General features: G+C 58.3%; 19 protein-coding genes. 8 read left to right on the top strand and 11 right to left on the bottom strand.

Features of this window, described 5'->3' with window-relative positions:
• Positions 1–92: 92 nt before the first annotated feature.
• Positions 93–1,712 (top strand): FMN-binding glutamate synthase family protein, encoded by a 1,620-nt coding sequence (locus tag ACA052_RS23575; RefSeq protein WP_497647030.1) that lies wholly within the window; start codon positions 93–95, stop codon positions 1,710–1,712.
• A 48-nt stretch (positions 1,713–1,760) separates the two neighbouring features.
• Here the strand turns inward: ACA052_RS23575 and ACA052_RS23580 are convergent, their stop codons facing one another.
• From ACA052_RS23580 to ACA052_RS23590, 3 genes are read right to left on the bottom strand one after another with little or no spacing between them, the layout of a single operon-like run.
• A complete protein-coding gene (locus ACA052_RS23580) occupies positions 1,761–3,269 on the bottom strand; it encodes a glucosyltransferase domain-containing protein (RefSeq protein WP_497647031.1) in 1,509 nt (502 codons plus the stop codon).
• A 1-nt stretch (position 3,270) separates the two neighbouring features.
• Positions 3,271–4,212 (bottom strand): glycosyltransferase family 2 protein, encoded by a 942-nt coding sequence (locus ACA052_RS23585; protein WP_497647032.1) that lies wholly within the window; start codon positions 4,210–4,212, stop codon positions 3,271–3,273.
• On the bottom strand, positions 4,209–4,583 hold the full coding sequence (locus tag ACA052_RS23590) for a GtrA family protein (protein WP_497647033.1): 375 nt from the start codon (positions 4,581–4,583) through the stop codon (positions 4,209–4,211). Before ACA052_RS23590 ends, ACA052_RS23585 begins: the two co-directional genes overlap by 4 nt.
• Before the next feature lie 246 nt (positions 4,584–4,829).
• Between ACA052_RS23590 and ACA052_RS23595 the strand changes: the two genes are divergently transcribed.
• The 3 genes from ACA052_RS23595 to ACA052_RS23605 all read left to right on the top strand — a co-directional run bounded on the left by ACA052_RS23595 (position 4,830) and on the right by ACA052_RS23605 (position 10,136).
• Positions 4,830–6,008 carry an OpgC family protein gene (locus tag ACA052_RS23595; protein ID WP_497647034.1) on the top strand — a complete coding sequence of 393 codons (1,179 nt, stop codon included), beginning with the start codon at positions 4,830–4,832 and terminating at the stop codon, positions 6,006–6,008.
• Positions 6,009–6,356: 348 nt separating this feature from the next.
• A complete protein-coding gene (locus ACA052_RS23600; protein WP_497647035.1) occupies positions 6,357–6,815 on the top strand; it encodes an REP-associated tyrosine transposase in 459 nt (152 codons plus the stop codon).
• 204 nt (positions 6,816–7,019) lie between these two features.
• Positions 7,020–10,136 (top strand): transglycosylase domain-containing protein, encoded by a 3,117-nt coding sequence (locus tag ACA052_RS23605; protein WP_497650383.1) that lies wholly within the window; start codon positions 7,020–7,022, stop codon positions 10,134–10,136.
• Between the two features lie 18 nt (positions 10,137–10,154).
• Here the strand turns inward: ACA052_RS23605 and ACA052_RS23610 are convergent, their stop codons facing one another.
• From ACA052_RS23610 to ACA052_RS23635, 6 genes are all read right to left on the bottom strand, one after another.
• Complete coding sequence (locus ACA052_RS23610) at positions 10,155–11,405, bottom strand: hypothetical protein (protein ID WP_497647036.1); 1,251 nt, start codon at positions 11,403–11,405, stop codon at positions 10,155–10,157.
• Between the two features lie 24 nt (positions 11,406–11,429).
• The gene (locus ACA052_RS23615) at positions 11,430–11,930 is read right to left on the bottom strand and encodes a CS1 type fimbrial major subunit (protein ID WP_497647037.1); all 501 of its coding nucleotides are present in this window, start codon (positions 11,928–11,930) and stop codon (positions 11,430–11,432) included.
• A gap of 3 nt (positions 11,931–11,933) precedes the next feature.
• Positions 11,934–12,674: a molecular chaperone gene (locus ACA052_RS23620; RefSeq protein WP_497647038.1), complete on the bottom strand. Its 741-nt coding sequence runs from the start codon at positions 12,672–12,674 to the stop codon at positions 11,934–11,936.
• Positions 12,675–12,717: 43 nt separating this feature from the next.
• Positions 12,718–13,968 (bottom strand): hypothetical protein, encoded by a 1,251-nt coding sequence (locus ACA052_RS23625; RefSeq protein WP_497647039.1) that lies wholly within the window; start codon positions 13,966–13,968, stop codon positions 12,718–12,720.
• Positions 13,969–13,997: 29 nt separating this feature from the next.
• Positions 13,998–16,520 (bottom strand): CS1-pili formation C-terminal domain-containing protein, encoded by a 2,523-nt coding sequence (locus tag ACA052_RS23630; RefSeq protein WP_497647040.1) that lies wholly within the window; start codon positions 16,518–16,520, stop codon positions 13,998–14,000.
• Positions 16,521–16,639: 119 nt separating this feature from the next.
• Positions 16,640–17,131: a CS1 type fimbrial major subunit gene (locus ACA052_RS23635; RefSeq protein ID WP_497647041.1), complete on the bottom strand. Its 492-nt coding sequence runs from the start codon at positions 17,129–17,131 to the stop codon at positions 16,640–16,642.
• A gap of 524 nt (positions 17,132–17,655) precedes the next feature.
• Between ACA052_RS23635 and ACA052_RS23640 the strand changes: the two genes are divergently transcribed.
• Together ACA052_RS23640 and ACA052_RS23645 are read left to right on the top strand one after the other, a co-directional pair.
• Positions 17,656–18,231, top strand: coding sequence for a PadR family transcriptional regulator (locus tag ACA052_RS23640; protein WP_497647042.1), 576 nt, complete (start codon positions 17,656–17,658; stop codon positions 18,229–18,231).
• The gene (locus ACA052_RS23645) at positions 18,228–19,013 is read left to right on the top strand and encodes a siderophore-interacting protein (RefSeq protein WP_497647043.1); all 786 of its coding nucleotides are present in this window, start codon (positions 18,228–18,230) and stop codon (positions 19,011–19,013) included. The genes ACA052_RS23640 and ACA052_RS23645 overlap by 4 nt, the downstream gene beginning before the upstream one ends.
• A 105-nt stretch (positions 19,014–19,118) precedes the next feature.
• On the opposite strand, the gene ACA052_RS23650 is transcribed toward ACA052_RS23645, so the two are convergent.
• Positions 19,119–19,778, bottom strand: a complete 660-nt coding sequence (locus ACA052_RS23650; RefSeq protein WP_497647044.1) for a Pr6Pr family membrane protein — start codon at positions 19,776–19,778, stop codon at positions 19,119–19,121.
• Between the two features lie 2 nt (positions 19,779–19,780).
• Positions 19,781–20,011 carry a VF530 family protein gene (locus tag ACA052_RS23655; protein WP_007903672.1) on the bottom strand — a complete coding sequence of 77 codons (231 nt, stop codon included), beginning with the start codon at positions 20,009–20,011 and terminating at the stop codon, positions 19,781–19,783.
• Between the two features lie 565 nt (positions 20,012–20,576).
• Here ACA052_RS23655 and ACA052_RS23660 point away from each other — a divergent pair.
• The gene (locus tag ACA052_RS23660) at positions 20,577–22,988 is read left to right on the top strand and encodes a glucose/quinate/shikimate family membrane-bound PQQ-dependent dehydrogenase (protein WP_497647045.1); all 2,412 of its coding nucleotides are present in this window, start codon (positions 20,577–20,579) and stop codon (positions 22,986–22,988) included.
• Between the two features lie 381 nt (positions 22,989–23,369).
• Complete coding sequence (locus tag ACA052_RS23665) at positions 23,370–25,421, top strand: putative bifunctional diguanylate cyclase/phosphodiesterase (RefSeq protein ID WP_497647046.1); 2,052 nt, start codon at positions 23,370–23,372, stop codon at positions 25,419–25,421.
• The last annotated feature ends 198 nt before the right edge of the window (positions 25,422–25,619 follow it).

Consider the following 25,619-nt stretch of genomic DNA (forward strand, 5'->3'; position numbering starts at 1 on the left):
CGGCAGCTCCTACAGGGAGTGCGTCGATCCCATGTAGGAGCTGCCGCAGGCTGCGATCTTTTAAAAATCCGAGTCCGAACCAAGGAACCCGTATGAGCCTGTCACTCCTGAGCCGCTACGCCTTCTTTGCCGTCTGTGTGATATTCACCCTCGCCAGCCTGCCCTTCCTCCAACACGACTGGCTCTGGCCGATCACCGCGGTGACCGGCATTCTCAGCCTGATCGGTCTTTTCGACTTGCTGCAAAGCCCGCACGCCGTGCGCCGAAACTACCCGATCCTCGGCAATATTCGTTATCTGGTCGAAGGCATTCGCCCGGAAATCCGCCAATACCTGCTCGAATCCGACAGCGACGCCCTGCCCTTCTCCCGGGCCCAGCGTTCGCTGGTCTATTCCCGTGCAAAAAATGAAAGTGCGGATAAACCCTTCGGCACATTGATCGACGTGTATCAGTCCGGTTTCGAATTCATCGGCCACTCCATGCGCCCGGCACCGTTGAGCGATCCGAGTGCGTTTCGCGTGATCGTTGGCGGCCCGCAATGCACCCAGCCGTACTCGGCGTCGGTGTTCAACATCTCGGCCATGAGTTTCGGCTCCCTGAGCGCCAACGCAATCCGCGCCCTGAACCAGGGCGCCAAGCTCGGCAACTTCGCCCACGACACCGGTGAAGGCAGCATCAGCGCCTATCACCGGGAAAAGGGCGGCGACCTGACCTGGGAGCTCGGCAGTGGCTATTTCGGTTGCCGCACCGCTGACGGTCGTTTCGACCCGGAACGCTTCGCCGCACAAGCGCAGACACCGCAAGTGCGGATGATCGAAATCAAGATGAGCCAAGGCGCCAAACCTGGCCATGGCGGGATTCTGCCCAAGCATAAAGTCACCAGGGAAATCGCCGAAACCCGCGGCATCATGATGGGCGAAGACTGCATCTCGCCGTCGCGCCACAGTGCGTTTTCCACGCCAATCGAGATGATGCATTTCATCCAGCAACTGCGTGAACTGTCTGGCGGCAAACCGGTTGGCTTCAAGTTTTGCCTCGGTCACCCGTGGGAATTCATGGGCATTGCCAAGGCCATGCTGGAAACCGGCATCCTGCCGGACTTCATCGTCGTTGACGGCAAGGAAGGCGGCACCGGCGCCGCACCCGTGGAGTTTACCGACCACATCGGTGTGCCGATGCGTGAAGGTTTGTTGTTCGTGCACAACACGCTGGTGGGCCTGAACCTGCGGGACAAGATCAAACTCGGCGCCAGCGGCAAGATCGTCAGCGCCTTCGACATCGCCAGCGTGCTGGCCATCGGTGCCGACTGGGCCAACTCGGCGCGCGGTTTCATGTTCGCCATCGGCTGCATCCAGTCACAGAGCTGTCACACCAACAAATGCCCGACCGGCGTCGCCACTCAGGACACCTTGCGCCAACGCGCGCTCGTCGTACCGGACAAGGCGCAACGGGTGTTCAACTTCCACCGCAACACCCTCAAGGCCCTGGCCGAAATGCTCGCCGCCGCCGGCCTCGATCATCCGTCGCAGCTGTCCGCCAAGCATTTGGTACGCCGCATGTCCGCCACCGAGATCAAGCTGTTCTCGCAACTGCATGTGTTCTTGAAACCAGGAGAGTTGCTCACCGGCGAGGTGAACGGCGAGTTCTACTCGCGCATGTGGCAAATGGCGCGGGCCGACAGTTTCGAGCCCAACGAAATCGCCGCCGCCTGACCCTTGTAGGAGCTGCCGAAGGCTGCGATCTTTTGATCTTCAGATCTGTCACCAACGCAGCGCCTTAATCGGCGCCGGCTCCTTCATAACGATAAACCCATAATCCCCCACCAGATAAACCCGGTAGTACTGGCGCTCCAGCAGCGCCGGATACCCGAGGTACCCGACCCGCGTCGCATTGCGGCGCTCCTTCTCCGCCACCACGTTGGTAATGCCCACCTTCGGCAAGTTCTCGGCCAGCATGAAAAAGTCGATGTTGAGCAGGTAGTGCAACACCGGCATCTGCTTGAACGACCCCGCAGCACCCACTAGCCAGTCGTCGGAATACGTCACCGACAGATAAATCCGTTTGGCTTCGCGCAGCTGGGGATGGGTAGCGAAGTCACGCTCGAGGCTGAAAAGCGCACCATTAGAGAAGGCTTTCTGCACCGTCAACACGCGGCCATAGGCGTACGACAGTGAAAGCAGCGCCAGCAATGGGATCACCAATAACAGCGGCAGCCGTTGGTGTACTCGTTCCAGTGCCAGGTGGCTCAGGTAAAACAGCATCACCAACAGCACGGCGAAGCCCATCAAGGTCCTGGCGCCTTCGTTGAAGTCCCGGAAAAACAAGGCAACACCTGACACCAGCAGCATCAAGACCGGCAAAGTCAGCACACACACCAGGCCGATCAGAAGTTTCTTCAGCCCGCCGTCATCACGCTCAAGCACGTTCGCCCCCAATCGAGCACCACCGACAATGGCGCACAGCAACAACGCAGCGAACACCCAGGCAAATCCTCCGTGAAACAGCAGCACCACTTTATCCAGCACTCGGCCCAGGTTGATTTGCAGTTGCAGCAACGGCGCGGCGTCCCGGTTTAACAGCAAGACGCGATCCTGGGTCATGAACGCCACGGCACTGACGCCATACAGCAACCAGCCCATCGCAAACTGCGCGATTTTCCAGCCGATCAACCCGCACCATTGCGCCCACGGCATCCGGTCATTGGCGCCCCGCAGCAGCTCCAGGCAACACAAGCCCAGAAACACATTGAGGCTCACCTGATAGAGCCCCAACGCCAGTGCAATCAGCATGGACGGCACCAGCCACTGAAGAGTGCGCGAGGCATGCCGGAACGTGATCGCGTAGATGACCGCCACCAGGCTCAAGACCATGGTGGGGCCGTCGTATTGATAAGACAGGTTTTGCAGGAAGAACGGGCTGTACCAAAGCGGCAACAGCACCAGGCAGTGGGAAATCGTCGGCTGCGGGGCGTAATGAAACGTCAGGCTGGTCAGAGCGCAGGCCATGGCCAGCGTGGCGATCAACAGCGGCAACGGAAAAATGTTTGGTGCGCCCGTGCCGAAGGTGAGCATGTTGTAAAACAGCTCGGCAAACAATCGTCCCTCTTTCGCCCAAGCCATGCCGGCCGACAGCGAACGCCAGTTGTCATCGATATAGGGATAGTCCGCGAGGATCAGCGGCAACACATACACCAGGGTCGCGAGCAGAAAAAACAACCAGACCTGACGGCTGCCGAGTTCCTTGCCGAGAAAATCGCTGAACCTGCCCATGCTAGAGCCCGAGCCGGTCTTTGCCGCCAACGATGTCTTTCACCACATAACGCGGCCGGTGCTTGGCTTCGATGTAGATCCGGCCGATGTACTCACCGAGGATGCCGATTCCGATCAGTTGCACGCCGCCGAGAAACAGAATGGCGGTCATCAGCGAGGGGTATCCGGGAACGCTGTTGCCGTTGAAAATCTTGTCCAGCACCATGTACACCGCGTACAGCACCGCGAAGATCGAAATACAGCCACCGACGTAGGTCCATAAACGCAATGGCACCGTACTGAATGAAGTCACGCCCTCCAGCGCCAGGTTCCACAGTTTCCAGCCATTGAACTTGCTGGTCCCCGCCACCCGTCTGTCGCGCTCGTATTCCACCACCACGGTGTTGAACCCGGCCCACGACAGCACGCCCTTCATGAACAATTGGTGCTCGGGCAGGGCACGAATCACGTCGACTACCTTGCGATCCATCAAGCGGAAATCACCGACGTTCTCTTCGATCCGGGTGTAGGAAATGCGGTTCAACAGGTGGTAGAACATCGAGGCGCTGTGGCGTTTTAAATAACTGTCGGCGCTACGGTTCCTGCGCTTGGCGAGCACCACGTCCGCGCCCTTCTGCCATTGTTCGATCAATAACGGGATGACGCTGATCGGATCTTGCAGGTCCACGTCCATGGGGATCACCGCATCGCCCGTGGCATATTCCAGGCCGGCGAACAGCGCCGGTTCCTTGCCGAAGTTGCGTGAGAAATTGATCAGCATGACCTGATCATCCGTCTGTGCCAGGGCCTTGATCTGGTCTGCCGTGTGGTCGGTACTGCCATCGTTGATGAAGACGATTTCGACCTCCGCGTGTTCAAGTTTCAACTCCTGTCGAACTGCCATATAAAACAGGTTGATCGCCTGCTCCTCATTGAACACCGGCACGATGAGCGAAACCTTCATACATCACGCTCGCGAAACACCACGTATTTGGAAAACAGGAAGCCGAGCACCAGGCTCAACGCCGAAAACAACGCCACGGTCAGCAAGCCATGCAGCCGCCACACGTCACCCAAATGGCCAACGCCCAGGCTCAACGCCCCCATCGCGGTCAGAAACAGCAGGTAGCCGCCAACCGACGCCTTCGCCTCGAAGGTATAGAGCGCATTCATATAAAAGGAAAACGAGGCCGCCACGCAGAAGGCCGCCAGGTTGCTGACAGCCTGACTGAAACCTGCCGCCACACTGAGCAGGAAAAAGATTTGCCAGTGAATCAGCGTATTCGCGACGCCGATCACCGTGTAACTCGACAAGCCTTTCCACACCCTTCTCATGGGGACGCTCCTGAGCGAGAACGCTGCACACCACCCACTCATATTTGAGCCTGTCTACTGTCAGAAATCACAGGGATGATGGCCTTTCGGACCAGCGGTTAAACGCCGCTTCAACATCTCGTAATATCCCGACTTTGCAATCGCCCACGAATAACGCCACCCTGCGCGCCGCCAATGAGCGGCGCGCAATCCACGGCGCCCCTTCGGCTACTTCTTATTTCAATTTCCGTTCACGAGCCCGCTGTCATGACGTTTGAACGCGATCATCGGATCGACTTTTTTCGAGGCCTGGCGCTGATCTTCATTTTCTGGGATCACGTGCCGCACAACCCCCTCGGCCAAATCACCCTGCGTAATGTCGGCTTCAGCGATGCGGCGGAAATCTTCGTGTTCCTGGCCGGGTACGCGGCGGTGCTGGCCTACGGCAAAGTCCTTGCGCGCGATGGTTATCTGATCGCTTGCGTCAAGATTCTGCGTCGCGTCTGGGTGCTCTACGTGGTGCATATTTTCCTGCTGGCGATGCTGATGGGCATCGTGTTCTTCGCCAACAGCCATGTGGAAACCCGTGATCTGGTGGAGGAAATGGGCATGCACCACTTCATCACCAACCCTCAGCAAGCCTTGGTGGATGAACTGCTGCTGCGCTTCAAACCGAACCTCATGGACCCGCTGCCGCTGTACATCGTGCTGTTGGCCGGGTTGCCGCTGGTGCTGCCGCTGCTGGTGCGCAAGGCATGCGCGGTGGTGGCGGTGTCGTTGACGGTGTACCTGCTGGCGCCATGGTTCGGCTGGAACCTGGCGGCCATCAAGGACGGCGTCTGGTACTTCAACCCGGTGGTCTGGCAATTGCTGTTTGTGCTGGGTGGTGCGGCGGCTGTTCACGGGCAGCGGATCAAAAGATCGCAGCCTGCGGCAGCTCCTACAGGGGTACGCGATCCATGTAGGAGCTGCCGCAGGCTGCGATCTTTTAAGCCGTTATTTATCACTGCACTGCTATACGTGGTCGTCACCGGCTTAATTACCCTCTCCTGGCGCTGGCCGGACATTCACGACGCGCTGATGCCAACCTGGCTGAGCAACCTGCTGTACCCGATCAGCAAGACCGACCTGTCGCCGGTGCGGCTGCTGCACTTCCTGGCGCTGGCGTATGTCACGGCGAAATTGTTGCCGGACACTGGCTGGACGCAAAACTGGCTGGCGCAGCAAAGCTGTCGAATGGGGCGTTATTCACTGGAAATTTTCTGCCTCGGCGTACTGCTGGCGCCCTTGGCCGACATGGTCAACGCCATGACTGACGATGCCTTTGCCATGCAGATATTCACCGCGCTGGTGGGTGCCGGGTTGATGGCGTTGTTGGGGGCGTGGCTGGATTTCAATAAACGGTTGAACCAGACAATCAAAAAATCGCAGCCTGCGATCTTTTGATCTTCAAAACCAAACACCGTCAGCAGCACCAGGAACGCCGGGGCTTTTGTGGCGAGGGGATTTATCCCCGTTGGGTGGCGCAGCCGCCCCAAAAACTTACGACTGCTGCGCAGCCGAACGGGGATAAATCCCCTCACCACAAAAGCCCATTCACCCACAAAAGCCATTCACCCACAAAAGCCCATTCACCACAAAAGCCCCTTCAGCAAAAAAATCCCTACCAAAAAGCCACCCAGCCCCAATTTTTCGCAAGAATCAGAATTTTCACACAAAGGTTGCAGCTCCCAATCTGCCTGTTCGGCACTAGCCTGAAAGCATCTATCGACGGCCGCACAAGGAAGCAATGGATTGCCTACTCAACCAAACTCTCATCGCCTGCGCTTAGGCCGACACTCTGAAGCCGGTCGCGCCTACCTCATCACTGCAGTAATCCAAGATCGCAAACCCATTTTCTCTCACTGGCCATTAGGCCGCCTGCTTGTCGCAGAACTGCGACGAGCTCACGACTCCGGGCAGGTGAATTCAATCGCCTGGGTTGTCATGCCCGATCACTTTCATTGGCTGATGCAATTGCAAGATGACAATTTGGGACATGTCATCGGTGCCATCAAAGCCCGATGCACCCAGGCACTGAACAAAACGACCGGCCGAAGTGGCGCTCTGTGGCAAACCGGCTATCACGACCGAACCATCCGTGATGGCGAAGATCTTCTACCATTCGCTCGTTACATAGTTGCGAACCCATTGCGTGCAGGGTTGGTGGAAAAAATCGGTGATTACCCGCTATGGGATGCCTGCTGGTTGTAACGTCCCCTTTTCTGTAACGACCGAAATCCCCTCACCACAAAAGCCCCCACAAAAATCCCCTCATCACAAAATCCCCTCACCCCTTCCACGGGCGCTAAACGCTGGATATTCGAGATTTGTGTATTCACAATTTTTTCACCATCGCTCACCACCGTCTAAGCTTCAGACAAGTCCGATCAATCTGCGTGAATGGATCAGTCGACTATGGGCGCGTTATGGCAAACCGATTCGAGTAAAACCGTGGTCCCGACTGAACGTGTGGATGAAGCGCCTATACCTGAAAAACCTCGTCGCAGTCGTGTCAAACACGGCTGGAAGGCGTTTTGGTTGTTGCTGCTGATTTTCCTGATTGTCCTGGGACTCGCGGCGGCCAAGGAAATGCGCACCTCGAAATTCCAGGCCCGGGAAGTCAGCCAATTTGCCGCCTCCCTGAGTTACACCCTGCAACCCGGCCCCAGCGATGCCATTCGTTACCCCGGCGCGGGGCCTTTCGATTTACGGCTGGGCTACAGCTCACTGGGCGAATTCCTGCCTCGGTTGATCAAGCGCGACTACGTGATTGCGGCCCAGACCCGTTTTTCCCAGAAGCTGATGGATTACAGCGACAAGGGCCTTTTCGTGCCCTATTCGGAGAAAATCCAGGCCGGTTTATCGATTACCGATTGCAGAGCCGCGCCGCTGTATCAGTTCAAATATCCACAACAGCTTTATTCGAGCTTTAACTCGATACCGCCGGTGGTGGTCAACAGTTTGCTGTTCATCGAGAACCGTTTTCTGCTCGACCCCAAGCAACCCCTGGCCAACCCCGCAGTGGATTGGCCGCGTTTCGGCATGGCGGCGTGGTCGCAGGTGGCCAAGTTGCTGCACATGCCCGGCCAGTCCGCGGGTGGCAGTACGCTGGCGACGCAACTGGAAAAGTACCGGCATTCGCCCGATGGCCTGACGGTGTCGGGAGCGGAAAAGATCCGGCAGATGATTTCCGCCACCGTGCGCGCTTATCAGCCCGGACCGGAAACACTTGAGGCTCGCAAAAACGTGGTGCGTGACTACCTCAACAGCGTGCCCCTGTCCGCCGTGCCGGGCCACGGTGAAGTGCATGGCATGGCCGAAGGGTTGCGCGTCTGGTATGGCGCCGATTTCAACCAGGCCAATGAAACGCTGGCCAGCACCCAAACGGACCCCAAGACCCTGGCCGCCAAGGGCCTGGCCCTGCGTGAAATGCTTTCGTTAATGATTGCCCAACGCCGCCCTTCCCACTACCTGACCAAGGGTCGTGATGAACTGGCCGACCTTACCGACAGCCACATTCGCCTGCTGGCACAGAACAATGTGATCGATGCGCCCTTCGCGGCAGCTGCGTTGGCCAGCAAAGTGACTTACCGCGACTGGCAGACCCAGCCCACCATTCAGCCCATCGAAACCAACAAAGGCATCAGTGTAGCGCGCAGTCGTTTGGGCGGGCTGCTCAATCGTCCGCTGTACGACCTCGACCGCCTCGACCTCTCGGCCACCAGCACCCTGCAAGGCGATCTGCAAACCCGGACCACCGAATACCTCAAGCATCTGGCCGACCCGGCATTTGCGGCGCAGATCGGCTTGATGGGCGAACGCTTGCTCACCCCCACCAGTACCACCCAGGTGCGTTACAGCTTCACCCTGTTTGAACTGACACCGGACGGTGCGCGCGTGCGAGTACAGACCGACAGCACCGACCAGCCGTTCGACATCAACGAAGGCAGCAAGCTGGAACTGGGCTCCACCGCCAAGATGCGCGTACTCACCACCTATTTGCAGATCATCTCCGAGCTGCACGACAAATACGCCGGGATGACCATCCCTGAACTGAAGAAAGTCGACGTCCCCGACCAGGACCGCCTGAGCCGCTGGGCCGTTGATTACCTGATCCAGAACAAAGATCGCAACTTGCAAACCATGCTCGGCGCCGCGCTGGATCGCAAATACTCCGCCAGCCCCGGCGAAGCATTTTTCACCGGGGGTGGGCTCCATGTGTTCCATAACTTCCGTAAAGAAGACAACGGCCGTATTCCGACCTTGCGCGATGCGATACGTGAGTCGATCAACCTGCCCTTCATCCGCCTGATGCGTGACCTGGTGCGCTACACCACCTATTCCGGCCCCAACAACAGTGCCGAATTGCTCGGGGATGATCGAGACCCTCGGCGTCAGGAATATCTGGCCGATTTTGCCGACCGTGAAGGCACGTCGTTCCTGCTGAAGTTCTGGAAGAAATACAAAAACAAAGACACTCAGGCACGGCTCGATACCTTCCTCGACAGCATGCGCCCGACCCCGATCCGCATGGCCGCCGTGCACCGGTATCTGCTACCGCAGGCCAGCCAGGAAAGCTTCAATACCTTCGTGCGCTCGCACCTCAAAGGCGCCAAGCTGACCGAAAAACTCACCGACGAACGCCTCCAACGGCTTTATGAAAATTACAGCCCCGGCGCCTACGACCTGCCGGACCAAGGCTTTATTGCCAAGGTTCACCCGCTGGACCTGTGGCTGATGGGTTACCTGCTGAACAACCCTGATGCCAAGTGGAGCCAGATCGTCAAGGCCAGCCAGTTCGAACGCCAGGAAGTCTATAGCTGGCTGTTCAAAAGCCGGCACAAAGGCGCCCGCGACAGCCGTATCCGCACCATGCTGGAGATCGAAGCGTTCCTCGACATTCACCAGCGCTGGCAGAAAGTCGGCTACCCGTTCGATCACCTGGTGCCGTCGCTGGCCACCGCCATCGGCAGTTCCGGCGACCGTCCGGCGGCGCTGGGCGAACTGATCGGCACCATCCTCAACGACGGTGTGCGCATGCCGACACTGCGCATCGACAGCCTGCACTTCGCCGCGAACACACCGTATGAAACCAAGCTGATCAATGACCCGGACGTGGGCAAACGCGTCATGCCGTCCGAAGTCGCTACCGCCATGCGTGAAGCCTTGTCACAAGTGGTGGACGCCGGCACTGCCAAGCGTGTTTCCGGCAGCTTCATCACGCCGGATGGCAAACCGTTGGCCATGGGCGGCAAGACGGGAACCGGTGATAACCGCATTGAAGCCATCGGTTCAGGGGGGCGGATTCTCAGCTCGAAATCCATCAACCGCACGGCCACTTTCGTGTTCTACATTGGCGATCATCACTTCGGCACCTTGACCGCGTTCGTACCCGGGCGGTCCGCCGAAACCTTCAAGTTCACCTCGGCGCTGCCAGTCCAGGTACTCAAGGGCATGGCACCGATTCTCACGCCGTATCTGCAACCGGGAAGTAACACGCAGTGCTTGCCTGTCGAGGTAGCCCGGCGTTGATGAACGGCCATCAAGCGACTAAACCTCCGAATCCCAAATCACTGTCACGCTGCCCGAGTACTGCCGCGGTTGTCCGGGGCGAATCATCTCGATGACTTCACCCGCAGGAATTTCGAAGTGCAGGGTTCCGGGCTTGCGGTCCACGTAAATACCTGGCTGAAACAGTTCGGTACCGCTGCCATCACGCAGCAACTGGCGCCGGTTGACGGATTGGCCACCGGCGTCGGTCAAACCATGGGGCAGACTGACGCTGACGTTCAGGGGCACGACGTGACCGGACACAGCGTCCCGGACGGAACAGGTTCGGCCGTCCTGTGAGTACTGACACTCCAGATTCATCTTGAAACGTGAACTGGCGGAAATATTGAAGGTTTGATCCCTGAACAACCGCGTCGGTTTTCGGCCCTGTTGCAACCAGGATTGCCAGCCACCCTGAGGGGTCAGCTCAACGCGATTACCACCCGGTGGCACGTCGACTTTGAGGGTGTGCTGGACGTCCAGCGTGAAGTTCAGTGCCAGTGTCGAACTGCTGGGCTGCATGATGTCGCCCATGTCGAAGTCCCCATTGGGACCTACGGTGTACACCAGGTTGCCACGGTACTTGCCCGAGGACATGCCCAACGGATTGGGCGTCTCCAGTTCATAGGCGAAGTCGAGGTATTCATACTTCATCCAGGGAATAGTGAATTTCGCCTGCCGTGAACAAACACCGTCTGTCGGTGTTTTCCAGAAGAAACCGTAGGCGTGCTCCCAGATCAGGCCCACGCCGCTGTAAGTGCAGGGTGGTGGTGTGTTGACCCACGTGCCATCCCATAACTTCCAGTGGGCATCGCGAGGCGTGTCGGTTGGGCCGACAATGGTCGTGACGATATCAGTGACATACCGGGAACCCAGGCCGGCAATACGCACCCTCACGGTTTCCGCCTCACCAGTGCGCTCGTGGTAAACCGTCAAATCCCGCCATTGCGCCGGCACCTTGAACATCGCGCCCTGCCGCACAGCAGGATGATTAGCCAGGATGGGGCCGACGGAATCGAACACGATCGGCACGCGCAGGCTGAACATTTCATTGTCTTTGCATTGCTGGGGATAAGAGGCGCAGTAGCCACTGGGCGGCGTGTCGTTGGTGAATTTATTGCGTTGCGGATTTGCCGAATCCGGTTTGAACGAGGCATCAATCGATACCTCCTCAGCCCAGGCCGAAGACAGCCACAGCGCAAACAAAAAAGTCGCGCCAGCACAGCGTTGGAACACCCGAAAACAGTCCATCCCTTTAGCCTCATAGCCTCGGCGTCAAGCACCTGGCATAACTGCGTTGAAGATCATGTTGACGCTGCCGAAGTAGGTGCCGGGTTTGTAAACCCCATCGGCAGGCGGCGTCGGGACGATTTCCAGCAACACGCGTTTGCCGGGGGCGGCGTCGGCCTGGGAAACCACTTCGCTGCTCTCCTGCTCGCTCAACAACTGGCCGTTGAACAGCACGCGCAAATCAATGTCATGGGCCGCGGTGCCGTTGGACAAGTACGGTCGGCCCTCCAGCCGGGCTTCGATCGAGCCGGCCTCATTGCGCACGTCGAAATACTTGCGCAGGCCGCCCAAGGTCGACGCCGTCAGATTCCACGGCAGTTGTTGTTCCCGATGAATCCAGCCCGGGTCCGACGGGATGACATAAAACGCGTGGGTCGGAATCGTGACGAACACTTCGAATTGATGCACTTCTCTGGCGCCGATGGCCCAGGGGCTCGCCCCTATTGTGGCAACCGACAAAAGCATCACGGTCAGTTTCTTCAACATGGCTCAGCCCTTCACTTCGATTTTTTTACTTTTCTCGCCTTCCACCAGCGTGAAGCGATATTCCCGACCGGCCTTCTTTTCAAAGTTGAACGTGCGGCCCGCGAGAACGTGGTGTTTGGTCGTCGGTTGGCAGTCCTGTTCGCTCTTGATTGCGCAATCCTTGAACTCGTCGATGACCACCACGGTGTTGCCGTTGTTGCGAATCCTGTAGGTGCCCGAGGTGTTTTCGATCACGCTGTCGAAATGGGTTTCCTTTGGTCGCACGAAAAATATCGCGCCATAACCCGCCAGCACCGTGACCCCGGCAGAGAGGCTTTTTTTGTAGTCCTCGCGTTCGTCGCTGGAGACCGCAAACTCGTCTTCCTTCTCCGGCACCACCGGGACGAAACGCACCCTGAAATAACGTTCCTTGTCACGTTCGCCCATGTACAGCAATCGCGTGCCCTGCATGCCATTGGCCGGCACGATCAGCCGGGCCGGGCTGGCCATCAAGCCATCACGGGCGCTGTTATCGGCCTGGCTCTTGAGCGGTACTTCCCGCGAGGTACCGTCGGCGGCAAACAGAATCTCGAGGATGTTGACCTTCACAAAAGCGGTGCTGTCGCCGCCGTTGAAGACTCGCTTCAGGTAGGTACTTTTGTCGCCGTCGAGGTAGTCATAAACGGTGCCGATATTGATGCTGGGGCCGGCGAAAGTTGCCTGGGTAAAAAAACAAAAACCAAATAATGCCAACAGACGTTTCATAGTCCTGTACCTCTTTAAATGAATGCAGAAATGCCTTGATCCACTAGACGTCTGAATCCCAGATCACCGTGACCCTGCCGGAGTATTTTCGGGACTGCCCCGGTCGGATGATGAAGGCCACGTAGTCCGCTCGCACGTCAAAGTGCAAGGTTCCGGGTTTGCGATCCACATAGAAACCCGGCTGAAAAAGCGGTTCCTGATTGGTCTTTAACAATTGACGGTTGACGATTTTCCCGTCAGCGTCGGTCAAACCGTGGGGCAGACTGACGCTGACGTCCAACGGAACGGCACCATTAACGGGATCGTACAAACCACAGCCGTCACCAATGTAAACAGAACAGTCCAGTTTCATTTTGAAACGTGTACTCGCTGAAACATTGAAGGTTTGATCCCTGAACAATCGCGTTGGTTTTCGCCCGTTTTGCAGCCAGGACTGCCAGCCACCCTGCGGCTCCAGTTCCACGCGGTTGCCACCTGGAGGAACATCAACTTTCAACACGTGTTCAACCTTGAGCAAAAAATCGAGCACGATCTCCTTGTCTTCGGCGTCCATGACGTCGCCCAGATCAAAATCCTGATGAGGCCCAACCCGGAACACATGTTGACCGGTGTATTCACCCGCGGTCATTTGCAGGGGATTGGGTGTGATCAGCTCATAGGTGATGTCGAACGTTTCATAGCGAAAGGGTGGAGGAATATCGAACATCGCTTTTTTCGCACAGGTGCCCGCTCCGACAGGATGCCTCCAGAAGCTGTTGTAACCGATGTCATTGCCCGCCCCGGCCAGGCCAGTGCAAGGCGCGCCGGCGGTCATCCACGTACCCTTCTCGAAGAGAAAACTATGCCCAAGCCCCCCTGTCAGCTCTGGAGCGGGTCGAGGCAGTTTGTAGGCAACGCCCATCCCGGCGACTCGAAACTTGACCACTTGCGGGGGTGAGCCGGGCTGGCTGACTTCGATGTCCTGCCAGTCCGAAGGAATCCTGAACATCGCCCCTTGGCGTGGATCCGCATGCTCGCCCCGGATGGTGGCTATCGAATTGGAAGGAATCGGTAGCCGCAGACTGAAAAGATTGGCTTGTTTGCACTGCGGAGGGTTATCCAGACAAAACCCGCTGTTCGGCGTCAGGTTCTTGAACTGGTTGAATTGCGGGTTGGCGGAATCCGGATTGAACACAGCATGGATTTGCTGAGTCACTGTGGCCGAAGCCGAAATTGGCCACATCAAAGCGAGTAGCATGGGTGCGGTTTTTCCACACCCAGCCGCCATAAATACACGAAATGCTTTCACCTTCACTTCCCTCTTGAAAGTACATCGATCGCGGATCAACCCGCCTCTGCGGCTACAAGCCCGGCATTCGCCAGGGTCTGCGGCGTGCAACGCAAATCACCAATCATCAACACGTTGTTTTCAGTGCGAGCGGTACTCGGATCGAGGCGGAACTGACACAGCAACTGGTTGCCATGGCGCACCTCCAGGGTCGGTGAACCGGCGTTCATTTCCATGGAGAAGAACCCGTCCACCTCGCTCACCCCACGACTGGCGTGGTTGATGATGTGGTGGCCTTTGAGCGGATTGCCCTGGGGGTCGATCAGGCGCCCGAGCACGGTGAGGGTTTTCATCACCCGCACCTGGCGATATTCCACGCCGCCCTTGTTCAGGTGATAACTGGAGCGGGCCGGTTGTATGGTCGCCGCAGGCACGTGGTTGCCTTCGAAGTCAAAACTGACGGAGCTGCTTTTGTAAGCGGTGATCGGCACGAAATTGCGCCCGGGCTTGAGTACCGCACTGCCGCCGCTTAAATCGTCGGCACGCAGGGCGATGCCTTCGATGTCAGACTCCACGTCGATGATCATGCCGGCGCCGTTGCGGTGATACTGGCTGGTCATGACCATCTTCTCGCCACCCACAGCCACGGTACTGTCCAGGTTCAAACCACCGGTGAAGTCATTGTTGAAGGACGAACGCTGGATGAAACCATCGCCACTGACCACGTCCGAAGACATCGTCGCCATCGCGTTCAACCCAACGCCGTAGGTATCGGTAATGGCGGTGGCCGAAACGCTTTGCAGCAAGTGATCCTGAAGGTTTTTGCGGTAGGTGACCGAGGCGTTGTTATCGCGACCACCCTCACGGGCAGTGCGCGATCCGATACTGCCGGATAGCTGTTCACCCGGCCCGCCCAACGCGATGTTGACGCTCAAATCGATACCGCGATTGCGATCGTCTCCCGAGCTGATGCTGCCTGGCCGGTCGAACAGCGACAGCCGCCAGTTGGCGTCGCTGCCAAACAATTGCGTGCGCTGGGTCCAGCCCAGGTCTACACCCGTGCCATTGGTGTTGCCTTCGCTGTGGGACACCCGGGCGTTGACCGAGCTTTTGCTGGTGAGCCGGTGGTTGATCGACAACGACGAGTTGCTGGTCTGCCCGACGAACACATTGCGCTGCCGTACCCGCGTGCCATCCGGCAAGGTGTCATACAGCTTGGTGGTATCGAGCCAGCTGCGGTTGTGGCTGGCGACAACGCTGCCACTGCCGTAGGAATACAGCCCTTGCACGTCGAGGCCGGTGCCGTAATCCTCGGTCTGGTAAATGTTGGCGTAGAGGCTGGCGTTGTTGACGATTGCCCAGTCGACCGAGGTGCCGTATTGCAAACTGTCGCGCACCTGCCGGCCGGTCAAGCCGAGGATCACTCGCGGGTGCAGCAAGAAGTTGAACGCGGCGCCGGCGGTCATATCGCCATCGGCCTGATCGTCCCAGTTGCTGAGCAATTTGGATTCACGGCCGGCGAACAGGTTGTAGCGCCAGCGCTCGTCATGGTTGCGCCAGTTGTTCGGCTTGTAGACCAGCTCCTGAGTGCTGGAGGTGATTTGGCCGTCTTCGATCAGGCGCACTTCCACCTCATAAATCCCGCCCGGTAGCGGTCGGGTATCGAGGGTCTGCAACCCGGCTGGTACCGCTTGGGTGTTGATCAACAAGCCGTCGCGGTAGATCTCGACCGACCCCAGGCGATTGGCCGTGACGTAGATCGGATACACCGCAGGTTTCGGGTTGTTGATCGCCAGGCTGTCGGAGCTGCCGTACATCACGCCCACCGCCGTGTCGGGGCTTGCGCCAAAGGTGCGTGGCTGGCGCGTCAGGCCTTCGGAATTCGGCGTGAAATACCCCAGGCGCACAAAATTGCCTTGCAGTTCACGTTGGGTGAACAGTTCGTGCACGGCGTGATAGAGCTGGTTATCCATGCCGCCCAGCCGGGACAATTGCAGGTTGACCGCTTGCGTCCAGTTACCCAGGCTGCTGCTGGCTTCCAGGCCGTAGCGCCCGCCGAGGTCCTGGTTCTGGCCACCGTTGAGGTTCAACTGGTTACGCACGATGAGGCCGGTGCTGCCGCCCTCGGGGAGCGAGTAGTACCGCTGCTCCTGATCGTCACGCTCAGCGTTTTCGGTGAGGATCGAGACCAGTGAGTCTTCCAGGCTGTAATGCACCGCCAGCAGTTGCTCCGGGCACTTGGCCTGGCAGCCGCCGAGGCCCACACCTTGTTTAAGATAGTTTGACCAGATCTCCCGCTCAGTGGGTTTGAACTGGCTATCGCTGACATCGGTGAAGTCAACGAGGGTAATGCGATCGTCGCGGGTTAGCACCACCATCGCCTCACCTAGAAATTGTTTATCAAGTTCCACGCGCACCGCCAACGGGACATCGAAGAAGTGCTCTTCGAAGTCAGTCGGTAAACCCTTGGCCTGCGCAAGTAAACTTCTAGGTGAAGTGCCGTTATCCGGTGGCGCTGCCAAGGCACTGGCACAAAAACACAAGGCAAGCGCGGTCGCGATGGGAGTCATCGGAAACATGAACTGAATTCTCTGGAAACAGATAGGTTAAACCCGGTCGATGAGCAACAATTTACCCACCGACCGGCAAGCTTTACCAAATAAGGACTAGTTTTTATTGAAAACTACACAGAGATCAATCAAGGACGAACCAGAGCATCAAACACTACGATCGGGTTCGCAGTATACAAACCGACTTGCGCATTAGTTGGTTTGGCCGCAGTAATGACCAGGTCCGCTCGCATGCCGCCGTTGGATTCAGTGTCGCCGACCACTTCTTGCGCAACACCTGTCAGCGTCGTGCCGTTGAAGGCGTAGGTGAGAGGAATGTTCTGGGTGGGATTGCCGTTGAAAAGTGGCGCTGGACCACCCTCGACGTAAGCCGCTACTGCGCCGGTGGTGTTACGGATATCAAAGGCGCCACGGACTTCCGACAAAGTACCGTTGGCAATGTTGTACTGCATGACTTCAGCCTTACCGAAGTCCTTGTCCACCGGTTGAGCATGGAAAGCCGTGGTCGGGATAGTGGCGCTGATATTGATGGAGGTGCGCGCTTCTTCTGCAGCGAACGCCGCCGAAGTGCTCAGTGCCAGGAGGGTCATCGGGACGGCGATTGCAAACTTCTTGAACATTGTTGAGTACCTGTATTTTTCGAAGGATTGTTTCGTGGAAAGTATTGAAAGGCCGGGCCAATCACCGAAGTGATGGCGCTTTGGCTTAACTTTCGACGCCGGAGAATGATCAACCAATCCCACAAGAAAGTAAGTACGTAACTTCCGAAGAACATGTAGTTAAAACGACCCGAGAGCAGGAGGAAAAAAGCCGGAAAAACACTAATTCAATTGTTCAACCTTCAGACAAATACTACATACAGTTTTAGTCTAAAAAGCACACAGATAAAACTTACCGCAATGTCTGTAAGAACAAACATTAGAAGGCCGATAATTAGTTCAATCACTCTAAAAGAGCAAGCCCTAACGTTGATCCCCGTAGCCGCCAGGCTTGCCGGCGAAGGCGTGCTCGTGAATGCCTTCGCCGGCAAGCCTGGCGGCTACAAAAATCTACCGTGAAGGCCTCGACCGTTCGTCATGACCGCTTGCCTTTACAATAAGATATATCTTAAGTTGTATCTAAACACGACGAAGAGAAGGAAAAAATGAGAGACCATCATTCCCCCCACCGCGAACACGGCGATGGCCGTGACGGCTTTGAAAAGCGCCCCGGCCGAGAACGCGGCGGTCGCGGACCACGGGTATTTGCCCCCGGCGACCTGAAATTGCTGCTGCTGGCACTGATCGCCGAACAGCCCTGCCACGGCTACGACTTGATCCGCCAGATCGAAGCCATGTTCGACGGCGCCTACAGCCCCAGCCCCGGCGTGATCTACCCGACCCTGACCTTTCTGGAAGAAAGCGAAATGATTCAGGGCGACGCCGAAGGCGGAAAAAAACGCTACAGCGTGACCGATGCGGGACGCCTGTCCCTGAGCGAGCAAGCGATTGCCCTCGACGGTGTGCGGATGCGCATTGAGGTCAGCAAGCGTTCATTGCGCGGCCATGATCGCCCGGCTGAAATCCACGAGGCTGTGCATAACTTGCGTCATGCCTTGCAACTGCATCACGGGCGCTGGAGTGCTGAAGAAATCCAGCGCGTCGCCGACCTGCTCAACAACACCGCCAAAGCCATCGTCGACGGCCCGGCCGTTAAAACTGCACAGGAGAACGTCGAATGACTGCAGTCGAAACCCAAACCATTCACCGTGTCATGCACGAGATCAAACGCCGTCGCCTTGAAGTGCTACGCGTGGTCGACCTGACTCCGCGCATGCGTCGGATCACCCTGGGCGGGCCTGAGCTGGCAGGCTTCATCAGCCTCGGCACCGACGACCACGTCAAGCTGCTGTTCCCGCAGAATGCGGCGGAACAGGCGGCACTGGAAAACCTGGTGCTCGGAGCCGGCAAAGACAACGGGCCGATGCCGGCGATGCGCGACTACACGCCGCGTCGCTACGATTTGGACACACTGGAACTGGACATCGACTTCGTACTGCACGGCGACGGCCCTGCCGCGACCTGGGCCGAGCAGGCAAGACCGGGCCAGTTCCTGCACATCGGCGGCCCACGCGGCTCGATGATTGTGCCGGACATCTTCGACAGCTACTTGCTGATCGGCGACGAAACCGCCCTGCCCGCCATCGCCCGTCGCCTGGAAGGTCTGGCGGCCAATCGTCGAGCGCTGGTGATCGTGGAAGTGGAAAGCGGCAAGGAGCAGCAGGTGCTGCAGAGCGCGGCCGAAGTCAATGTGATCTGGGTGCTGCGCGAAGGGGGCAAGGACCCTTTGTTGACCACCGTGAAACAGGTGCAAGTGCCTGCCGGTAATCTGTATGCGTGGGTTGCGACCGAGACCAAAGTGTCGCGGCAGATCCGACGAGTCTTGCTCGATGAACATGGCCTGAATGACCAGTTCGTCAAGGCCGTCGGGTACTGGCGGCTGGATGACAGCGACGACGAGTGATTGGCTCCAGGGCCTCTTCGCGAGCAGGCTCGCTCCCACATTGGATCGATTGTTACCAAATGACCTGTGGGAGCGAGCCTGCTCGCGATGGAAATAGCTCAAACACTACAATTGCAGGCCTGTACCCCGACGCCCGAGCCACCGATCCGCACCGATCAATAACAACGCGATCACCACAAACCCCACCAACAATCCCCCGGCATTCAAAAACACCTGTGGATAACCCAATTTGTCGACATCAATGAACGGATAGGGATAAACCGCCAGGAGATGTCCGCGCCACAATGCATAACCGAAGTAAACCAGCGGGTAGATTACCCATAACGCGATGTGCCGAAGACGCAACGTGCCTTTGGGCACGCAGAACCACCACCAGACCAGAAACAGCAGCGGCATGACGTCATGCATGAGCTCGTCGGCCAGGAACTGCCAGCCTTCGGGATGCCACAAATGGCGTAACAGAACGTTGTACGCCAGGCCGACCACGGCGATGCTCACGGCAATCGCGCTGCTCACCCACGGCTGCAAAAACCAGCGTCGAGCTGCCGATTCTCGAGACGTCAGTTCGCAGGTCAACACGGTGGCCACCAGTGTGTTGGTCAGCACCGTGAAATAGCTGAAAAAACTCACCAGCCCGCCCAGCAGACTGGCGGCCAGCGTCCAGCGCGAGTAGAAAATCAGGTACAGCTGAATGCTCAATCCCGCCCAGCCGAGGACTGCGGCCACGGCCACAAGACGACGCCGCACAGCAGACCAGACGACCATGCTCAGAGCGGTCGCTTGGTGCGCATCAACTTCACGTACAAGCGCTCGACCTTCTCCCTCGCCCACGGGGTTTTGCGCAGGAACGTCAGGCTCGACTTGATGCTCGGGTCACTCTTGAAGCAGCGGATATCAATGCGCTCGGCCAGCCCCGACCATTCGTAATGCTCAACCAGTGCGTTAAGGATCTGCTCCAGCGTCACGCCGTGTAGCGGGTTGTTGTTCTGTTCGGTCATGCCGGGCCTTCAGCGATGAGAGGTTGGGAAGGCGCGCACCTTAGCCGAGGGGGGTGTCGGGTGGAAGGGCTCTATGCGCTGTCTGTTAAATGTAGGTGTTCCGGAAAAGATCGCAGCCTGCGGCAGCTCCTATATTGAAACGCAAATCCCTGTAGGAGCTGCCGAAGGCTGCGATCTTTTCCCACGGACTGTTACAAAATCCGAAACGAACCATGTCAATAAAACCTCTTTTTCTATTTGTAACAGAACATTATCCTTGCGCCCGTTAAGCTGAAACGATTCCGTCAACCAATTCAATCCTGTCGTTTTCAGTTCATTTCAAATCGTTGAGAGACAGCGCTGCCTTATTGCCTGCGCATCCTTCTAATCAACACCACAACACCCTGTAGGAGCGAGCTTGCTCGCGATGGACTTGTGAGCGCTACGTTCATTCAGAAAGCCCGAGTCATCGTTATCCACCATCGCGAGCAAGCTCGCTCCTACAGAACTGAACCATGCCTGCGCCAGATCGTCATCTACAGTGAACTTGCGCGGGACTACTTGAAACGTCACGGAGAACCACACTATGAGCACTGATGGTGCTTTGAGTCGAAGTCGTATCTTGCCGACCCTGCTCGGCATTCTGCTTCTGCTAATGGGCCTGGCCATGCTGGCAGGCGGGATCAAGCTGAGCATGCTCGGCGGCTCGCTGTATTACCTGCTGGCCGGTATCGGACTGGCACTGACCGGGGTGCTGCTGATTGCCGCACGCCGCGTTGCGCTAGGCCTCTATGCACTGGTGTTGTTCGCCAGTACGGTCTGGGCCTTGTGGGAAGTCGGCCTCGACTGGTGGCAACTGGTGCCGCGCCTGGCAATGCTGTTTGCGCTGGGCATCGTGATGCTGCTGCCGTGGTTCCGCCGTCCGCTGCTGCGCGACGGCGCTGCGCCAATGGGTACGGGCGCCCTGAGCGTCGCGGTCGTGCTGGCCGGCGTTGCCGCGCTGGCCAGTCAATTTACCAACCCCGGTGAAATCAAAGGCCAACTGGACCGCGACAGCGTGCCAGGCATGACCAACACGGCCCCGGTCATGCCGGACGGTGATTGGAATTCCTACGGTCGCAGCGCCCATGGCGATCGTTATTCGCCACTGGCACAGATCACCCCGGAAAACGCGCATAAGCTCGTTCCAGCCTGGACTTATCGCACCGGCGACCTTCCTGGCCCTAACGATCCGGGCGAAACCACCGCCGAAAACACCCCGCTGAAAGTCAACGGCATGCTCTACGTGTGCACGCCACACAGCCAGGTGATCGCGCTGGACCCGGACACCGGCAAGGAAATCTGGCGTTTCGATCCGAAGCTCTCCACGCAAAACGCGGCGAACTTCAAGGGATGGGCGCACATGACCTGCCGTGGCGTGTCGTATCACGATGACGCCGCTTACGCTTCCGAGCAAAGCCCGACGGGCAGCGCCACCCCGGCAGCCGCCAGCAATGCCTGCCCGCGCCGGATCTTCCTGCCGACCGCCGACACCCGCCTGATCGCCCTGAACGCCGACACCGGCAAGATGTGCGAAGACTTCGGCAACAAAGGCCAGATCGACCTCTCCGCCAACATCGGCGGCTTCAACGCCGGCGGCTATTACTCCACTTCGCCTCCAGCGGTCACCAAAGACCTGGTGGTGATTGGCGGCCACGTCACCGATAACGTTTCCACCGACGAGCCAAGCGGCGTGATCCGTGCGTTCGACGTGCACACCGGCAAACTGGTGTGGAACTGGGACAGCGGCAACCCGGACGACACCACGCCGATTGCCGAAGGCAAGGTCTACACCCGCAACTCGCCGAACATGTGGTCCCTGTTCGCCGTCGATGAAAAACTCGGCATGCTTTACCTGCCGATGGGCAACCAGACCCCGGACCAGTTCGGTGGCGAGCGTACACCGGAATCGGAATTGCACGCCGCCGGCCTGACCGCGCTGGACATCGCCACCGGTAAAGTGCGCTGGCACTTTCAGTTCACCCATCATGACCTCTGGGACATGGACGTCGGTGGCCAGCCAACCCTGATGGACCTGAAAACCGCTGGCGGCGTGAAGCCTGCGGTCCTCGCGTCCACCAAGCAAGGCAGCATCTACGTGCTGGACCGCAGCACCGGCCAAGCGATCGTGCCGATCAACGAAGTACCGGTGCCACAAGGTGCGGTCGACGGTGATCACACGTCGCCGACCCAACCGAAATCCGACCTGAACCTGATGCCGCCGCCGCTGAAGGAGCGCGACATGTGGGGCGTGACGCCGTTTGACCAACTGGTCTGCCGGATCAGCTTCAAATCCCTGCGCTACGACGGCCCGTTCACACCGCCATCGCTGCAAGGTTCGATCGTCTATCCCGGCAACTTCGGTGTGTTTGACTGGGGTGGTATCTCGGTTGACCCGGTGCGTCAGATCGCTTTCATGAACCCGGACTACATGGCGTTCAAATCGAAACTGATCCCGGCCGCTGAAATCGCTGCCCAAGGCCCGCGTAAAAGCGAAACCGAAGGCGTGCAGCCAAACAAAGGCGCGCCCTACGGTGTCGTCCTCGAACCCCTGCTCTCGCCAATGGGCCTGCCGTGCCAGGCACCGGCCTGGGGTTACGTGACAGCGGTCGACCTGACCACCAGCAAAGTCATCTGGAAACACAAGAACGGCACCGTGCGCGACAGCTCGCCGGTACCGATCCCGCTGAGCATGGGCGTGCCTAGCCTGGGTGGCACTTTCACAACCGCCGGGGGCGTCGCCTTCCTGAGCGGCACCCTTGACCAGTTCTTGCGCGCCTATGACGTGAAAAACGGCAAGCAGTTGTGGGAAGGCCGCCTGCCCGCTGGCGCGCAAACCACGCCGATGACCTACACCGGCAAGGACGGCAAGCAATACGTGCTCGTCGTTGCGGGTGGTCACGGTTCGCTGGGCACCAAGCAAGGTGACTATGTAATGGCGTACAAACTGTCGGAATAAACACTAGCCGCCAGTAACGAAAGGCGACTCCTGTGAGGGAGTCGCCTTTTTTGTGAGCGACGGGAAAGTACTCCCACCGCCAAATGGCCTGTCTCTACAAAAATCAGGGCGATTTCCCACAATGAAAGCAGCGTTCGGCACCTTGCTCCAACGCCACAGCCGTCTAACATCAAACAAATGGAAAATATGTCTCAATCCCCCTCAAGTTGAAGGACTCGACTACCGACACAGTACTAATAGATCAGCGCCTCGAAACAGCAGCCTATCGGCCAAGCCACAGGCAAAATTCCCCTGTGTATGAATGTCCCTTTGACTGCCATCACGGGATTGCCAATACTCATGGCAACTTGATGCTACCCGCACGGAACAAGGAATGACTCTTTGAAGCTGGAACTCAAGAACAGCTTGTCGGTGAAGTTGCTCCGGGTCGTGCTCCTGTCGGCATTGATCGTCGGCGTGGTCTTGAGCTGCGCGCAGATCGTTTTCGATGCCTATAAAACACGCCAGGCCGTGGCCAGCGACGCCCAGCGCATCCTCGACATGTTCCGCGACCCCTCGACCCAGGCCGTCTACAGCCTGGACCGGGAAATGGGCATGCAGGTGATCGAAGGCCTGTTCCAGGACGATGCCGTGCGCCAGGCTTCCATCGGCCATCCCAACGAGGCCATGCTCGCGCAAAAGACGCGTGAGTTGCAGCAATCCCACAGTCGCTGGCTGACCGACCTGATTCTCGGCAAGGAACGCACCTTCACCACCCAACTGGTGGGTCGCGGCCCGTACAGCGAGTATTACGGCGACTTGAGCATCACCCTCGACACCGCCACCTATGGCCAGGGTTTTATCGTCAGTTCAGTGATCATCTTCATTTCCGGCGTCTTGCGCGCATTGGCCATGGGCCTGGTGCTGTATCTGGTTTATCACTGGCTGCTCACCAAACCGCTGTCACGGATCATCGAACACCTGACAGAAATCAACCCGGATCGGCCCAGCGAGCACAAAATTCCGCAGCTCAAGGGGCATGAGAAAAACGAACTGGGGATCTGGATCAACACCGCCAACCAGTTGCTCGAGTCCATCGAGCGCAACACCCATTTACGCCACGAAGCAGAAAACAGCCTGCTGCGCATGGCCCAGTACGATTTCCTCACCGGCCTGCCGAACCGCCAGCAATTGCAGCAGCAACTGGACAAGATCCTGGTGGACGCCGGCAAGCTGCAACGTCGGGTCGCCGTGCTGGTTGTAGGCCTCGATGACTTCAAGGGCATCAACGAGCAGTTCAGCTACCAGACCGGCGACCAACTGCTGCTGGCCCTGGCCGACCGTCTGCGCGCCCACAGCGGTCGCCTCGGCGCCCTCGCCCGCCTCGGCGGCGATCAGTTTGCCCTGGTCCAGGCCGATATCGAGCAACCCTATGAAGCCGCCGAACTGGCCCAAAGCATTCTCGATGACCTGGAAGCGGCATTCGCCCTCGATCATCAAGAGATTCGCCTGCGCGCCACCATCGGCATCACCCTGTTCCCCGAAGACGGTGACAGCACTGAAAAGCTGCTGCAAAAAGCCGAACAGACCATGACGCTGGCCAAGACCCGCTCACGCAATCGCTATCAGTTCTATATCGCCAGCGTCGACACCGAGATGCGCCGACGTCGCGAGCTGGAAAAAGACCTGCGCGATGCCTTGACCCGCGACCAGTTCTACCTCGTCTATCAACCGCAGATCAGCTATCGCGATCACCGCGTGGTCGGGGTCGAGGCGTTGATTCGCTGGCAGCATCCCGAACACGGGCTGGTTCCGCCGGACCTGTTTATCCCGCTCGCCGAGCAGAACGGCACCATCATCGCCATCGGTGAGTGGGTGCTGGATCAGGCGTGCAAGCAGTTGCGCGAATGGCATGACCAGGGTTTCGTCGACCTGCGCATGGCGGTAAACCTGTCCACGGTGCAACTGCACCATGCCGAGTTGCCACGGGTGGTTAACAACCTGTTGCAGATGTACCGCCTGCCACCGCGCAGCCTGGAGCTGGAAGTGACCGAAACCGGCCTGATGGAAGACATCAGCACCGCCGCCCAGCACCTGCTGAGCCTGCGTCGTTCGGGCGCGCTAATCGCGATTGACGACTTCGGTACCGGTTATTCGTCATTGAGCTATCTGAAAAGCCTGCCCCTGGACAAGATCAAGATCGACAAGAGCTTCGTTCAGGACCTGCTCGATGACGACGACGATGCGACCATCGTTCGAGCCATCATCCAGCTGGGCAAGAGCCTGGGCATGCAGGTGATTGCCGAAGGCGTGGAAACCGCCGAGCAAGAGGCCTACATCATCTCCGAAGGCTGCCACGAAGGTCAGGGCTACTTCTACAGCAAACCGCTGCCGGCACGGGAGCTGAGCGCGTATCTGAAGCAGGCGCAGCGCAGTAACGCCGCCATCCTTTGATCTGACGCGATCTTTGTAGCAGCTGGCGCAGCCTGCGTTCGGCGGCGTCGCCGTCGTAAATCCATACAACTCGGTATGCCTGGCACACCGCGCCGTTTGATTTCACGACGGCTACGCCGCCGAACGCCGGCTACGCCAGCTGCTACAGGTAACGAGTTCTTGAATAAGAAATATTTCCAGGTACAACCCTTTACACAT

The organism is Pseudomonas sp. LBUM1644 (assembly GCF_059716195.1).

What these genes read in the sequence shown, in the direction of transcription:
- ACA052_RS23655 (WP_007903672.1), bottom strand. Translation starts at nt 20,011, where the DNA reads ATGACCGAACAGAACAACAACCCGCTACACGGCGTGACGCTGGAGCAG.
- ACA052_RS23635 (WP_497647041.1), bottom strand. Translation starts at nt 17,131, where the DNA reads ATGTTCAAGAAGTTTGCAATCGCCGTCCCGATGACCCTCCTGGCACTG.
- ACA052_RS23595 (WP_497647034.1), top strand. Translation starts at nt 4,830, where the DNA reads ATGACGTTTGAACGCGATCATCGGATCGACTTTTTTCGAGGCCTGGCG.
- ACA052_RS23580 (WP_497647031.1), bottom strand. Translation starts at nt 3,269, where the DNA reads ATGGGCAGGTTCAGCGATTTTCTCGGCAAGGAACTCGGCAGCCGTCAG.
- ACA052_RS23585 (WP_497647032.1), bottom strand. Translation starts at nt 4,212, where the DNA reads ATGAAGGTTTCGCTCATCGTGCCGGTGTTCAATGAGGAGCAGGCGATC.
- ACA052_RS23610 (WP_497647036.1), bottom strand. Translation starts at nt 11,405, where the DNA reads ATGGACTGTTTTCGGGTGTTCCAACGCTGTGCTGGCGCGACTTTTTTG.
- ACA052_RS23575 (WP_497647030.1), top strand. Translation starts at nt 93, where the DNA reads ATGAGCCTGTCACTCCTGAGCCGCTACGCCTTCTTTGCCGTCTGTGTG.
- ACA052_RS23630 (WP_497647040.1), bottom strand. Translation starts at nt 16,520, where the DNA reads ATGTTTCCGATGACTCCCATCGCGACCGCGCTTGCCTTGTGTTTTTGT.
- ACA052_RS23650 (WP_497647044.1), bottom strand. Translation starts at nt 19,778, where the DNA reads ATGGTCGTCTGGTCTGCTGTGCGGCGTCGTCTTGTGGCCGTGGCCGCA.
- ACA052_RS23660 (WP_497647045.1), top strand. Translation starts at nt 20,577, where the DNA reads ATGAGCACTGATGGTGCTTTGAGTCGAAGTCGTATCTTGCCGACCCTG.
- ACA052_RS23645 (WP_497647043.1), top strand. Translation starts at nt 18,228, where the DNA reads ATGACTGCAGTCGAAACCCAAACCATTCACCGTGTCATGCACGAGATC.
- ACA052_RS23605 (WP_497650383.1), top strand. Translation starts at nt 7,020, where the DNA reads ATGGGCGCGTTATGGCAAACCGATTCGAGTAAAACCGTGGTCCCGACT.
- ACA052_RS23590 (WP_497647033.1), bottom strand. Translation starts at nt 4,583, where the DNA reads ATGAGAAGGGTGTGGAAAGGCTTGTCGAGTTACACGGTGATCGGCGTC.
- ACA052_RS23640 (WP_497647042.1), top strand. Translation starts at nt 17,656, where the DNA reads ATGAGAGACCATCATTCCCCCCACCGCGAACACGGCGATGGCCGTGAC.
- ACA052_RS23620 (WP_497647038.1), bottom strand. Translation starts at nt 12,674, where the DNA reads ATGAAACGTCTGTTGGCATTATTTGGTTTTTGTTTTTTTACCCAGGCA.
- ACA052_RS23615 (WP_497647037.1), bottom strand. Translation starts at nt 11,930, where the DNA reads ATGTTGAAGAAACTGACCGTGATGCTTTTGTCGGTTGCCACAATAGGG.